Raw genomic sequence first — 13,090 nt, 5'->3', positions numbered from 1 at the left:
ACCCTTGTCCACACTGTTCGTCAAGGACTGTGTCACATCGACCGATGCCTTGCGACACAGGGCTTCCGTCAGCGGATCCCAGGGGCTGAGTGGTCACCGCGGTGTCCCAGCTCGGCAGGGGGACTGACGGCACCACGGCCTCACTTCTCGCACCGTACGACTCCGCGAGGGTCGGGCAACGGACCACCCACCCTGGGCAGAAGGGCGATCTCCCAGTATCACCCGCTCCAATGGCATGATCGTCCTACCGTCCGAGGACGGAATGGATGTCCAGCAAGAGGGGGAACGGGCTTGTCTTTCGAAGAGGAGTGGGCCCAGTTGAAGGCCGACGCCCTGGCGCGGCGGTCGACAGGTATGCAGATCGATCAGCTTCCAGCAGATGCGAGCGGCGGCGCAGCCGCACCGGCCACCGGAAGGCTGGTCGCCAAGACCGACTCGGTCAACGGCAATTCGAATCTGCTGATCGAGATCGCGGGCTTCCTCCACGAGGGTCGGCCGGACGCCGAACTCTCCACCATGGCCCGGGATCCCCGTGCGCACGAGGACGTGGCCAAGCAGGTGACGCGGTTCGCTCGATTCGCTGATGACCAGTACGTGGATGCGGTGGCTCTGTTCGCGGCACTCTCCACTCGTCTGCGAACCGCCGGCAGCGACTTCGTGAAGGTCGATGGCGACACCGCACAGCGTTTCCTCGACAACGTGCTGCGCTACGGCCAGTACGTCGCCCCGGAGGCACGATGAGCAGCGGCATCAGCCACCGCACGGACGTCGAGTTCCTGGAGAGTTGCAGCCCTCCACTCGTCGAGCGCAACGCGGACGAGTTCAAGCGCCTGCACGACATGCTCGTTGCGGTCGAACCATCCGCCGAGCGGGCCGAGAAGCACACGCAGTGGAAGAGCGACGGCAGTCAGCACTACGAGGCCCGACTCGCCGAAGCCCGTAAACTCATCGCGCAGATCGCCGACGGCTACAACAAGGCCGCTACTGCCCTGCGCGACTACGCGTTCGCCCTGGAGGTCGCAAAGGCCCACTACTCCAACGGCAAGGCGAACGAGCAGGCCCTCGCGAATCTGATCCACACCAAGGGCACGGCGATCACCCGTGAAGCCCAGGAGGCCGAGCCGATGCGCCAGTGGGAGGACATGCGGGACACCACGGGTGTCATGGACTTCTTCGCCGAACTCACCATGGACGTCGACGACATCCGCGACGACGCGAACCGGCTGCACGACGCGGCCGGCGGCGATTTCCACCTGGCCAAGACCACCGAGCAAGAGGCACGTGAGCTCTGCGTCCACCAGCTCAAGCAGGCGTACGACTTGCTGCCGGACTTCCGCATGGGCTTCATCGACCGCGTCGACATCGTCTCGGCGATCGCTGAGCTGCGGCGGGAGGCGGCCGAGGCGAGTACGAACCCGCTGACGCGGCTGCCCGGCAGCGGCCCCAAGCAGGACTACTTCCCCATCGCCGGAAACGACATCGTCTCCCCGACCCTGCGCGATATCCGACTCCAGGTCGCCAGCCTGCCCGGAGCGAAGGACAGTTACTGGAGCCCGCCCTCCAACGCCCAGGAGCGCGCCGACTGGATCGCGGCGAACAAGGAGATCATCACGGCTGCGGCACGCAACTCGGGGCTGCCGCCGGACATGGTCGCCGGTATTGCCTGGCAGGAGATCGGCGGACAGCCCGGCATCCTCGACGACATCACCGACACCATCCGCGAACAGGCGGACTCCCCGCTCAGCCCGATCGCCCCCGAGAGCCTGCCGTGGCGCCTCGGCGGCGACCCCGACAACACATCCATGGGACCCATCGCCATCCAGGTGCGACGCGGCGCGGAAGTCCTCGGCTACGACCCCGACCACCTCACCGATCAGCAACGCGGCATGGTGGAGGAAGCTCTGCAGGACCCGGCGCAGAACATCTTCATCGCCTCCGAGTACCTGGCCCAGCTCAAGGCGGAAAGCGAATTCGCCGACGTGCCGGCGGAGGAGATGACACCGGCCCAGTATCAGGAGCTCGCCGCGCGATACAACGGCGGTCCGTACTGGCAGACCGACGACGCCCAAGCGTATGGGCGTGGCTTTACGAACAATCTGGACGACGCAAGGAACGCACTGCGCTGATGACCAGCCCTTCCAACGTGGACGACGACCGCGGCTGCCTCCGCCTGGTCCTCGCCGTACCACTCGCTCTGCTGACCCTCATCGCTGGGTACTTCTGCTGGACGGCACTGACCATCCGTCCGTCCGGCTCCTGGGACGACGACGCTTACGCCGGCATCGTTCTGTCCTGCGTTCTCACCATCGGGGCCGCCGGTGCCGCAGGAGCGTTGTGGATGCTTCCGTCGGTGCGACGGGTCATCGCCTGGTGGTGGGTGGCCCCAGCTCTGTTGCTGGGAGTGGTCGCGGGGGTGCGATGGGTGATGGGCGGTTAGTCGGCTGTCGCCCTTCGCGGCGTCCACCTGCAGATTTGCTCCTCCCGCAGCTGCTGCTGACGCTCCTGTCCCTGCACATCGTGTTACATCCGCCGATACCTTGCGACCAGGGCGTTCCTGTCTACGCAGCCGCTTGACCTTGGCATGCACGAGATCGCTGACAGAACCCTCCTGGGCGAGTACCTGCGGTCTTGCAGGTCGGTAGGTCCGCCGACGGTGATGGGGGTGACGGTCAGGGCCTGCCCCAGCAGTGATCGGGTCTGCCGCGGGTCCAGGGCGGGGAAGGTCCTGCAGGAGTCCTTCGCGGCGCAGCAGTGCCGCCTGGCGGGTGTCGATGCCGTCCCTGCGGCGGACGGCATTGTCGAATTTGCGTTGGGCGGCGCGCTGTTCGCGCAGTGCCTCGCCAAGTCGGTGACGGCGCAGGGCCTGTTCAGGCCCGACGGCGCCGAGGAAGTACGGCAGGGTGTCCTTGACGGCAAGACCTGCGGCATCCCCCCTGCCCCAGGACGGCCGCGTCTTCCCCGCCCTCGTCCAGCCCGACGGCAGCGTCATATCGCCGACACCGACTCAGGATCCGGTCTCCAACCGGGCGATCTGCGCATCCTGCCGTCACATGAGCGTGCCCCTGCTTCGCCTGTCACCGGAGGACCACCGTGCGTCTGCCCTGGACGAACACCCGGCCTTCGCAATGCCAGCGGACCGCTCGGGCCAGGGCCGCCGACTCCGCGTCGCGGCCGATGGCGGCCAGGTCGTCGGGGGTGTGGCTGTGGTCGACTCCGATGACCTCCTGGGCGATGATCGGGCCTTCGTCGAGGTCGGCGGTGACGTAGTGGGCTGTGGCGCCGACGAGTTTGACGCCGCGTTCATGTGCCTGGTGGTAGGGCTTGGCACCCTTGAAGCTCGGCAGGAACGAGTGGTGGATGTTGATCACCCGGCCAACCAGCCGGGTGCACAGGTCGTCGGAGAGCACCTGCATGTAGCGCGCCAGCACGACCAGGTCGACGTCGAACGAGTCGACGAGCTCCAGAAGTCGGGCCTCGGCCTCGGGCTTGGTCGCGGCGGTGACCGGCGCATGGAAGAACGGGATGTCGTGCCACGTGACGAGTGCCTCGTGGTCGCGGTGGTTGGAGACCACCGCGACCACGTCGATGGGCAGGTCGCCGCTGCGGGTGCGGAAGAGCAGGTCGTTGAGGCAGTGGCCGTAGCGGGACACCATGACCAGCACGCGGCGCCGGGTGCCGACCGGTTCGAGGTGCCACCGCATGGTGAACGGCGCGGCCACGGCGCAGCACCTCGGTGGTGTTCTCGCCGCCGGACGTGGCAAAACGCACCCGCATGAAGAAGTGGCCGTCGCGGCGGTCGCCGAACTGGTGGTTGTCGATGATGTCGCTGCCGTGCTCGACCAGGAACCGTGAGACGGCATGGACGATGCCGGGGGCCTCGGGGCAGTCGACGGTGAGCACGTGCTCGACCGGCGCCGGGGGAGAGTCCTGTTGGAGATCAGTCATGGTGTCAGCACTCGATTACGTTGACGGCGAGGCCGCCGCGGGCGGTCTCCTTGTACTTGACCTTCATGTCCCTGCCGGTGTCGCGCATGGTCTTGATGGCCTTGTCCAGGCTGACCTTGTGCGTGCCGTCACCGGCCAGGGCGAGCCGTACCGCGTTGATCGCCTTGACGCTGGCGACGGCGTTGCGCTCGATGCAGGGGATCTGGACCAGGCCGCCGACCGGATCGCAGGTGAGCCCCAGGTTGTGCTCGATGCCGACCTCGGCGGCGTTCTCGACCTGCGCGGGCGTCCCGCCGAGGACCTCGCACAGCGTCCAGGCCGCCATGGAGCAGGCCGAGCCGACCTCGGCGCCGGAGATGGAGGCGTTCTGCTTGAACAGGATGCCGATCGCGGCGGCGGTCAGCAGGAAGCGCATCACGCCGTCGTCGTCGGCGCCGGGTACGAAACGCACGTAGTAGTGCAGTACGGCGGGGATGATGCCGGCTGACCCGTTGGTCGGTGCGGTCACGATGCGGCCGCCTGAGGCGTTCTCCTCGTTGACGGCCAGGGCGAACAGGTTCACCCAGTCCATGACGTGGAGCGGATCCCGGTCGTCGGCCTCGGAGTTGAGGTCCTGGAACAGCGCCGGTGCGCGGCGCGGCACCCGCAGGCCGCCCGGCAGCTCTCCTTCGCGACGGCATCCGCGCTCTACCGACGCCCGCATGACCGAGCACAGGTGGAGCGGCCCCGAGCGCACCTCGGCCTCGGGGCGCCAGGCCTGCTCGTTGGCGAGCATGATGTCTCTGATGGCGAGGTCTTCGCGTGCGCAGTGCGCGAGGAGTTCGGCCGCCGAGTCGAAGGGGAAGGGCACCCGGGTCGTGCCCTCGACGACACGATCGGCGCCGGTGGCGGCCTCGTCGACGACGAAGCCTCCGCCCACGGAGTAGTACGTCCGCTGGTCCAGCACCCGGCCGTCGTCCGCGAACGCGTGGAACACCATGCCGTTGGGGTGCGCGGGCAGGGACTTGCGCCGGTGCAGCACCAGGTCGGCGTCGCTGTCGAAGCCGATCCGGTGCTTGCCGGCCAGGAGCAAGGTCCTGCTCTGGCGCACCTCCCCCACCCGGCCGTCGGCCCGGTCGGTGTCCACGGTGGCGGGATCCTCGTCCTCCAGGCCGAGGACGACTGCCTTGTCCGAGCCATGGCCGTGGCCGGTCGCGCCGAGCGAGCCGAACAGTTCGGCCCGCACTCGGCCGACGAAGGACAGCAGGCCCTCAGCGTCCAGGCGCCGGACGAACCGCCGGGCCGCGCGCATCGGCCCCACCGTGTGGGAAGAGGAGGGGCCGATGCCGACCGAGTACAGGTCGAATGCGCTGAGCGCCATCAGGGCACCTCGGGGCCGCGGTACTCGCTCATCGCGTCGATGAGCCAGCGGGCCAGGTGGTCGGCGAACGAGGAGCGCGGGAACAGGCGGTACGTCGGAGTGTCGTCGACCTGCCAGAGCAGTACGGCGACAGGCCCCACCGTGGTCGACACTGCCTTGCCGGGGCCGAAGGCCCGGGGATGCAGGTCCAGCGGGCAGCCCTTCTCCAGCGCCTGCCGGGCGGCCGGGCCGCTCAGCTCCAGGGTGGTGCGGTTCGCGGAGACGTCCACGACCGAGCCCGGGTCGCCGCCGAGGGCCTCCCGCAACTCGGCGGTCACAGCGGCCGCTTCGGTTTGGGACAGCACGAGCCACTCGTCCGGGCCCAGCCAGAGGACCGTGTGCGGTCCGGATGCGGTGATGTGCCCGCCCTGGCGCGGAAGCGGTGCGCCCAGGGTCTTCTCGATGCGGTCGGCCGCTTCGGACGCGGGATCGACGCGCAGGTTCACCATGGTGAGGAACGGCCACTCGGTGAGCGTGACGCCGCGGGCGCCGGTGACCGTGGCGGCGCGCATCCGCTCTTCCAGGTGCGCCAACGGGCTCACCCGTGCGTCGATCGTCGGCTCAGCCATCGCGCTTGGTCCCTTCGGGGTCGTAGAGGACGAAGTCGGCCACCTCGACGGGCACCAGGTCCTCGCCCACCGGGGCGAGCAGGGTCTCGCCGATCCTGTCCCGGCCGTCCGCGACGAGGGCGAGGGCGAAGGGACGGCCGAGGGCCGGGCTGTGGTAGCTGGAGGTGACGTGGCCGAGCATCGGCACCGGCCCGGCCTCGGGGGTGATCGGCACGTCCGGCGCGACGAGTTGGGTGCCCTCGGGCAGCCGGGTCGTGCGGTCGCTCGGGAGCAGGCCGACCAGCTGCTTGCGGTCGGTGCGGGAGGTGTCGGCGCGGGAGTAGGACCGCTTGCCGATGAAGTCCTTCTGCCTGGAGACCACCCAGGACATGCCCGCGTCCTGCGGGGTGACGGTGCCGTCGGTGTCCTGGCCGACGATGATGTAGCCCTTCTCGGCCCGCAGGACGTGCATGGTCTCGGTGCCGTACGGGGTGATGCCGTACGGCAGCCCGGCCTCGTACACCTGCTCCCAGACGGCCAGGCCGTACCACGCGGAGACGTTGATCTCGTAGGCGAGTTCGCCGGAGAAGGAGATCCGGCAGATGCGGGCCGGGATTCCGGAGGCCAGGGTGGTCTCGCGGAAGGCCATGAAGGGGAACGCCTCGACGGACAGGTCGATGTCGGGCGCGAGTCGGGCGACGACCTGGCGTGACTGGGGCCGACGACGGCGATCGTCGCCACTGCTCGGTCACCGAGGTGCAGTGCACGTCGAGTTCGGGCCACTCGGTCTGCAGCCACTCCTCCAGCCAGTCCAGGACGCCGGCGGCGCCACCGGTCGTGGTGGTCATGAAGTAGCGGTTGTCGTCGAGGCGGAGCGTCACGCCGTCGTCGAAGATCATGCCGTCCGGCTTGCACATGACGCCGTAGCGGGCCATGCCGGGCTTCAGCTTCTTGAAGGCGTTGGTGTAGATGCGGTTGAGGAACTCGCCCGCGTCCGCACCCCAGATCTCGATCTTACCGAGGGTGGAGGCGTCCATGAACGCCACCCCCTCGCGGGCCGCGCGGCGCTCGCGGGCCACGGCGGTGTCCATGTCCTCCCCGGGCCGGGGGTAGTACCAGGGGCGCTTCCACTGCCCGACGTCCTCGAACTCCGCGCCGTGCGCCACATGCCAGCTGTGGATGGACGTCGTCCGCTCCGGGTCGAACAGCTCGCCGCGCTCCCGCCCGGCCAGGGCGGCGAAGGCGATCGGCGTGTACGGCGCCCGGTAGGCCGTGGTGCCGATCTCTCCCAGTGAACCGCCGAGGGCCTCGGCGATGACGCCGATCGCGTTGACGCCGGAGGTCTTGCCCTGGTCGTTGGCCGTGCCGAGCGAGGTGTAGCGCTTGACGTGCTCCACGCCGCGCATGCCGGCGCCGGTGGAGCGCCAGACGTCGGTGACGGTGACGTCGCGCTGGAGGTCGATGAAGTGGGTGTCCCAGGTGCCGGGTTCGCCTTCGGGGGCGGGGACCAGCCACAGGGCACGCATGGGTCCAGAACCGGTCCGGGCATCGCCGGGCGACGGTACCGGCACCGGGAACCCGGCGTCCGTCGCGGCCCGCGCACCTGCCCGCGCTCCCTCGGCCCGACAGCCGTCGAGGTCGTACGTCCCGTTGGCCGCACCCACGACCTGCTGGTCCCGTACGGTGCCGTCGGGGACGAAGGCGACCAGATCCTCGTCCCAGCGCAGCCGTCCCTGACGCTGGCTGTGCAGGTGCACCACCGGACTCCAGCCGCCCGATACGGCGAGCAGGTCGCAGTCGAACGACGGTGGGGCACCAGTGAGTCGACCGTCGGCGTCGAGGGCCTGGACGGTGACGCCGGTGAGCCGACGGTCCCCCGAGGTGTCGACGACCGCGCTTCCCGTCAGCACCCGTGCGCCCCGGTCGCGACGGCGACCTCGGCGGCCCGGTGGGACAGCTCGGGGCGCGCGTCCACGACGGCGGCGATGTCGATACCGGCGGCGTGGAGGCCGGCGATCGTGTCGTAGGCGCTGTCGTTGGTCGTGCTGACCACGGCCAGCGAACCCGGCGCCACGGCGTATCGGTTGAGGTAGGTGCGCACGGCCGCGGCCAGCATCACACCGGGGCGGTCGTTGCCGGCGAAGGTCAGCGGACGTTCGTGCGCGCCGGTCGCCAGGACGACCTGGCAGGCCCGGATGTGCCACAGCCGCTGGCGCGAGACGCCTTCGGGTGCGGCAGTTCCGAGGTGGTCGATGCGCCGCTGGAGGGCCAGCACGTAGTTGTCGTCGTACGACCCGAAGGCCGTGGTGCGCTGCAGTACGACGGCCTCGGGGGCGGCGTCGAGTGCCGCGCGGACGTCGGCGACCCAGTCGAGGGCGGTCTGCGCGCCGACCCTCTCGGTGCGCCCGGAGAGCAGCGAGCCGCCGGGCTCGGGCTGGTCGTCGAGGACGATCACGCGAGCACCGGAGCCTGCGGCAGCGGCGGCGGCCGCGAGCCCGGCCGGTCCGGCGCCGATGACCAGGACGTCGGTGTGGACGTACTTCTTGTCGTAGACGGCGGGGTCGGGGGTCGGGTCGAGTCGGCCCATGCCGGACAGCGTCATGGCGGACAGACCGTCGTACAGCTCCACCGTCGTCGCCGGGAGCATGCCCTCCGAGCACGAACCATCGATCTGCAACAGGGCGTTGGGCTCCTCGACACCCGCGGCAACAATGCCGCGAGGGCGGCCGCGGTAGAGCGACGGAGCGACCTCGACGAGCCCGTTCGCCAGCATCGCCGACGCGACGGTGTCACCGGGGTGACCGGTCAACTCCCGCCCGTCGACGGTGAACCGCAGCACGGTGCCACGGTCGACGCGGCCCCCTTGCCGGAGCCGGAAATGCTGGTCGGTCATCGGTTCCCTCCGGCCTGGGGCAGTTCGGGGCGAGGCTCGTCGAGCCGGTAGGAGGTCAGCACCTCATGGGTGGCGATGTCGCGCAGGACGTTGAACCAGCGGCGGCAGCCGGTGCTGTGTACCCACCGCTCGGCGAAGGGGCCCTTGGGGTTGTCGCGGTAGAAGACGTACTCGGCCCACTGCTCGTCGGTGAGATCCGCTGGGGTCTCGGGGTAGGCGACATGGGCCTGTCCGCCGTAGTGGTAGTCGGTCTCGTCCCGAGGACCGCACCATGGACAGTTGATCAGCAGCACGGTGTCCTCCTCAGTGGGCCACGGCCGCGGCGCCGTGTTCGTCGATCAGTGCGCCCGTGGTGAAGCGTTCGAGGGCGAAGGGGGCGTTCAGCGGATGCGGCTCGCCGGTCGCGATGGTGTGCGCGAAGGTCCAGCCGGCCGCCGGGGTGGCCTTGAACCCGCCGGTTCCCCAGCCGCAGTTGACGTAGAGGTTCTCCACGGGCGTGCTGCCGATGATCGGGGAGGCGTCCGGGGTGACGTCGACGATGCCGCCCCAGGTCCGCAGCACGTGCGCGCGGGCGAAGACGGGGAACAGCTCGACGGCGGCGGCCATCTGCTGCTCGATCACGTGGAAGGAGCCACAACGCCGCGCTGGTGGCCCGTCTTCCCCTGGACGACACCGCCAAGCAACAGCTCACCGCCTTCGTGGACCAGGCGATGGACGAGTACCGGCGCTACACCAGCGGCGGGGCACTCGACTCCCGTTCCGACGAGATCGGTGCGCACACCGTCGAGGACCAGCTCGTCGGCCTGCACCCGGACGCCATACGCATCATCCGCACCGCGGTCCAGGGCGGCGCCGTCGACAAGGCCTCACAGACCACCGCCAAGTACGGCCTGCGCTACTTCGCCTCGTACCTCGCCCACGAGAAGGGCAACCGGCTGTTCCCGGTGGACGGCATGCAGCAGCTGCCGCTGCGCATGGCCGAGCAACTACCGAAAGGCACCGTTCACCTCGGGACCACCGTCGAATCGGTCGAGGCCCTCGACAGCGGGACGTACCGTGTCCGGCTTCGTGAACGAGGCCGCGAAACGCGTGTGGTAGCCGCCCGCCGAGTGGTCGTAGCCGTGCCGGCGCCCCAGGTACCGGACGTCGTGCCGGACCTGCCCCGGTGGAAGCGGGACGCCTTGGACAAGGCACTGACCTCGGGCAGCCGCACGCTCGCCGTCGTCGCCGACGTCCGAGATGTCCCGCACCTGGCCGATCCGGCGTTCATCACAACTGTCAGCACCCGGTTCGACGCGATCATCAACCCCGCCCCCGGCCGACCCCGACACGACACGCGTACCGGGGCGTCGCTGGTCCAGTACGTCTGCTACGGCAACGGCGCAGGCCACCAGGAAGGCTTCGGCACCGATGAACCGGCCCTGGCAGCCTGGGTCGAGGACTTCCTCGCCGTACTCCCCGAACTGCGCGGACGCATCGCCGGTACGCACGGGCACACCTGGCCGCACTGCTTCTCCCTGCTGTCTCCGGCGCGACTGTCCGTACTGGACGAGCTGCGCCGACCGGTACGCGGCATCGAGTTCGCCGGCGACTACACATCGGCCACCGCAGGCACGCACGGCTGCTACGACGAGGCGTACCGGGTCGCAAAGCGCCTGCTTCATCGCAAGGCCGGAGCCGATACGGCGTGAACCGCGCCCGTGCGACGAGCCGCCAAGAACCGGACCATATGCGAGCCAGAGGCCCGTCGCCCCTCTCATCATCCGCTATTCCAGCTCGTCACAGACATGAATGACGTGTACCACCAGCAGACGAAGGATCTTCTGGTGTCGTACTCGCCGAAGAAGCTGGGTTTCTTCTAATACTCCAGCTGTAGATCGCGATCTTGCTGGTCTGGGCTGGCCCGGGAACAGGTGCGGCCACCGGTGATCATCGGTGTGTGAAGCAGGGCTGATGCGTTCTCAGATTTCGAGATCGAGTGGTTGGAGTGCGTGGTCGGTTCGTGACCGATAGTGGTCGGTGGCGGCGGCGATGTTCGTCCATCCGGCCTGGCGGATGAGGCCGATGGCGATGTTGCGGAGCGTCGCCATCGCGCGGGGTGCGGTGCCGGTGCGGACACTGGAGGCGTCTTCGGCGAAGGTCACGTCCCGCACGTGGTGCAGGGCTTCCACCTGCCAGTGCCCGCGGATCAGTTCGGCGAGCTGGGATGCTGTGACCTGGTCCGGGGTGAGGCTGGTGACCGCGTAGATCGTCTTGATGGTGGTCTTGCCGGTCCTGCGGTTTGTGCGACGCCGCTTGACCTCGATGGCTTGGACGGCGTGGGGGAAGAGCAGTCCGGGCTGGACGGTGCAGACCTTGAGTCGGCGGATTTCGCGGCGTCCGTGTCGCTGGTCGCGGGTGCGGTGCTGGAGCGGGACCTCCCGCCAGGGCAGGTGCCGCAGCTGACGGCGAAGTTTCTTCTGGTTGCCTTTGACGACCAGGATGTAGTGGGCGCCCTGGGCGGTGATCTGCTCGGCGTGGCCGGTCTGGGTGTGCAGCGCGTCGGCGGTGATGACGTGGCCACGCAGGTCGAGTGGCTCAAGCAGCGGGGCAAAGGCGGGGATTTCGTTGCTCTTCGCGGCGATCTGCCGCTGGGAAATCGGGTCTTCAAAGTTGAGCGGTGCGGAGGTGTCCGCGGGCTCGGCGGGTGGTGACTGAGCGTGTCCGTAGCCGTTGGTTCTCGGCGTTGCGGAAGCCTTGCATTTTGAGTTCCCGGTCACTCCGGGTGACAAGGGCTGGTCGCAGGCAGGACGGATTCCGCGGTTCTTATGACAGCAGGGCGGCCTCTGCATGATCGTGTCTTCTCGCCACGAGTTGACAGTCGATCAGGCAAAGGCCGTGATGCACACTCTTCCTTCTCCCACGCCCGGTGTCGATGCCCTGCGCGAACTGGCGGCGTTCCGAAGCCAGTTGCGCTCCTGTCTGTACCGTCGAGGCGATGCGCTGTTCGAACTCGCTGATGCGATGCTGTGCACCGCCCATCCGGTGCAGTCACCGGTCGAGCTGTCGCTGGAGCCGGAGTTCCTCCGGCGGCACAGCTCGGTGTACGACGCGCTGCACCACGGCGGGGTCTCGACCGACGGGCTGCGGCAGGCCCTGGTCCAGCGTCTGTCCCCGGCCCGGGCGGGCGAGCCGCTGATGTTCGCCATCGACACCACCCCCCTGGCCCGTCCCGACGCCCGCTTTGCCGACCAGCGGACCATGGTGATGGTCCGCAGCAAGGGGCCGGACATGTTCCTGCCCGGCTGGGACTACAGCGTTCTGGTCGGCATCGGCTGGGGCGCCACCTCCTGGGTGCAGCCGCTGGAGGCGCGGCGGGTGCGCCCCACCGAGCAGGCCGGCGAGGTCGCCCTGCGGCAGATCCGCACCCTGCTGACGGACTTGCAGACCACCGGCCGCTGGCAACTGGGCGACCCACCACCGTTGATCCTGCTGGACGCCGGCTACCGGGGCGCGGAACTGGCCACCGAGCTGGACTGCCTGCCCGTTCAGCTCCTGGTGCGACTGCGCAGCAACCGGCGCTTCCACTTCGACCCGCCACCACGACTGCCCGGCACCAACGGGCGCCCCCAGCGGCACGGCGCGGAGTTCTCCTGCGCCCGCCCCGACACCCGCCCGGCTCCCGACAACGAGACCCACCTCGACAGTGACCGGTACGGGAAGGTGACCATCCGCGCCTGGCACAACCTGCACCAGCAGCTGACCCGCCGCTCCAGCTGGTGGAGCGACTGGCCCGAGGACACGCCCTTGCCCATCGTGCGCGGCACCGTCCTTCAAGTGCACGTCGAACGGCTGCCGCACGGCGGCGGCACGGAGAAGGACTTGTGGCTGTGGCACCTCGGCCCACAGCCCGCCGATCCCGTTCTGCTGTGGATGGCCTACATGCGCCGCTTCGACCAGGAACACTTCCACCGGTTCGTCAAGGGCCACCTCGGCCTGGGCGCCGCCCGCCTGGACGCGGCCGAAGCCGTCGACCGGTGGATAGCCCTCGTCCTTGCCGCCTACACACAACTGCATCTCGCCCGGGACCTCGTCGACGATCTCCGCCGCCCCTGGCAGGCCCGCCCACCCCTTGGCACCACCTTGAGCCCCTACCGAGTCAGGCTGGGGTTTCGCCGCCTCCGCGCGAAACTCCCCGCGATCACCAAACCGCCGAAACCCCGGCCCGCAGGGCCCGGCCGCCCCAAAGGCTCACGGAACAGGCCGAAACATCCCCGCCCCACCTACAGACCCCCGACCAGCCCTTGTCACCCGGAGTGACCGGGA

9 protein-coding genes and 3 pseudogenes are annotated in these 13,090 nt (G+C 69.2%); 5 read left to right on the top strand and 7 right to left on the bottom strand.

Annotated features, from left to right (window positions below; genetic code table 11):
* The first annotated feature begins 318 nt into the window (after positions 1-318).
* From ACKTSN_RS42670 to ACKTSN_RS42660, 3 genes are read left to right on the top strand one after another with little or no spacing between them, the layout of a single operon-like run.
* Positions 319-741 carry a hypothetical protein gene (locus ACKTSN_RS42670; RefSeq protein WP_409473968.1) on the top strand — a complete coding sequence of 141 codons (423 nt, stop codon included), beginning with the start codon at positions 319-321 and terminating at the stop codon, positions 739-741.
* The gene (locus ACKTSN_RS42665; RefSeq protein ID WP_409473967.1) at positions 738-2,126 is read left to right on the top strand and encodes a hypothetical protein; all 1,389 of its coding nucleotides are present in this window, start codon (positions 738-740) and stop codon (positions 2,124-2,126) included. Before ACKTSN_RS42670 ends, ACKTSN_RS42665 begins: the two co-directional genes overlap by 4 nt.
* Complete coding sequence (locus ACKTSN_RS42660) at positions 2,126-2,437, top strand: hypothetical protein (protein WP_409473966.1); 312 nt, start codon at positions 2,126-2,128, stop codon at positions 2,435-2,437. Before ACKTSN_RS42665 ends, ACKTSN_RS42660 begins: the two co-directional genes overlap by 1 nt.
* Positions 2,438-3,074: 637 nt before the next feature.
* On the opposite strand, the pseudogene purU reads toward ACKTSN_RS42660, so the two are convergent.
* From purU to ACKTSN_RS42630, 6 genes and pseudogenes are all read right to left on the bottom strand, one after another.
* Positions 3,075-3,945, bottom strand: a pseudogene (purU, locus tag ACKTSN_RS42655) (formyltetrahydrofolate deformylase).
* A 4-nt stretch (positions 3,946-3,949) separates the two neighbouring features.
* The gene (locus ACKTSN_RS42650; protein WP_409473965.1) at positions 3,950-5,305 is read right to left on the bottom strand and encodes an L-serine ammonia-lyase; all 1,356 of its coding nucleotides are present in this window, start codon (positions 5,303-5,305) and stop codon (positions 3,950-3,952) included.
* A complete protein-coding gene (locus tag ACKTSN_RS42645; protein ID WP_409473964.1) occupies positions 5,305-5,913 on the bottom strand; it encodes a sarcosine oxidase subunit gamma in 609 nt (202 codons plus the stop codon). Before ACKTSN_RS42645 ends, ACKTSN_RS42650 begins: the two co-directional genes overlap by 1 nt.
* A pseudogene (locus ACKTSN_RS42640) lies at positions 5,906-8,785 on the bottom strand (sarcosine oxidase subunit alpha family protein). Before ACKTSN_RS42640 ends, ACKTSN_RS42645 begins: the two are co-directional and overlap by 8 nt.
* On the bottom strand, positions 8,782-9,078 hold the full coding sequence (locus ACKTSN_RS42635) for a sarcosine oxidase subunit delta (RefSeq protein WP_409473963.1): 297 nt from the start codon (positions 9,076-9,078) through the stop codon (positions 8,782-8,784). Before ACKTSN_RS42635 ends, ACKTSN_RS42640 begins: the two are co-directional and overlap by 4 nt.
* A 10-nt stretch (positions 9,079-9,088) precedes the next feature.
* Positions 9,089-9,418, bottom strand: a pseudogene (locus tag ACKTSN_RS42630) (FAD-dependent oxidoreductase); the annotation flags it as partial.
* A 14-nt stretch (positions 9,419-9,432) separates the two neighbouring features.
* On the opposite strand from ACKTSN_RS42630, the gene ACKTSN_RS42625 reads away from it, so the two are divergent.
* On the top strand, positions 9,433-10,476 hold the full coding sequence (locus tag ACKTSN_RS42625) for an FAD-dependent oxidoreductase (protein ID WP_409473962.1): 1,044 nt from the start codon (positions 9,433-9,435) through the stop codon (positions 10,474-10,476).
* 270 nt (positions 10,477-10,746) lie between these two features.
* Here the strand turns inward: ACKTSN_RS42625 and ACKTSN_RS42620 are convergent, their stop codons facing one another.
* On the bottom strand, positions 10,747-11,556 hold the full coding sequence (locus ACKTSN_RS42620; protein ID WP_409473961.1) for an ISAs1 family transposase: 810 nt from the start codon (positions 11,554-11,556) through the stop codon (positions 10,747-10,749).
* Between the two features lie 109 nt (positions 11,557-11,665).
* Between ACKTSN_RS42620 and ACKTSN_RS42615 the strand changes: the two genes are divergently transcribed.
* Entirely contained in the window at positions 11,666-13,084 is a 1,419-nt protein-coding gene (locus ACKTSN_RS42615) for a transposase (protein WP_409475061.1), read from the top strand.
* The last annotated feature ends 6 nt before the right edge of the window (positions 13,085-13,090 follow it).

The organism is Streptomyces flavusporus (assembly GCF_046267975.1).
In the GTDB taxonomy this organism is placed as follows: Bacteria; Actinomycetota; Actinomycetes; order Streptomycetales; family Streptomycetaceae; genus Streptomyces; species Streptomyces flavusporus.
Note: the sequence above shows the minus strand (reverse complement) of the source record. Positions and strands in the feature narration are given on the sequence as shown.

Excerpts from the sequence above, each read along its gene's own strand:
- ACKTSN_RS42650 (WP_409473965.1), bottom strand. The coding sequence starts at position 5,305 with ATGGCGCTCAGCGCATTCGACCTGTACTCGGTCGGCATCGGCCCCTCC.
- ACKTSN_RS42645 (WP_409473964.1), bottom strand. The coding sequence starts at position 5,913 with ATGGCTGAGCCGACGATCGACGCACGGGTGAGCCCGTTGGCGCACCTG.
- ACKTSN_RS42665 (WP_409473967.1), top strand. The coding sequence starts at position 738 with ATGAGCAGCGGCATCAGCCACCGCACGGACGTCGAGTTCCTGGAGAGT.
- ACKTSN_RS42660 (WP_409473966.1), top strand. The coding sequence starts at position 2,126 with ATGACCAGCCCTTCCAACGTGGACGACGACCGCGGCTGCCTCCGCCTG.
- ACKTSN_RS42615 (WP_409475061.1), top strand. The coding sequence starts at position 11,666 with ATGCACACTCTTCCTTCTCCCACGCCCGGTGTCGATGCCCTGCGCGAA.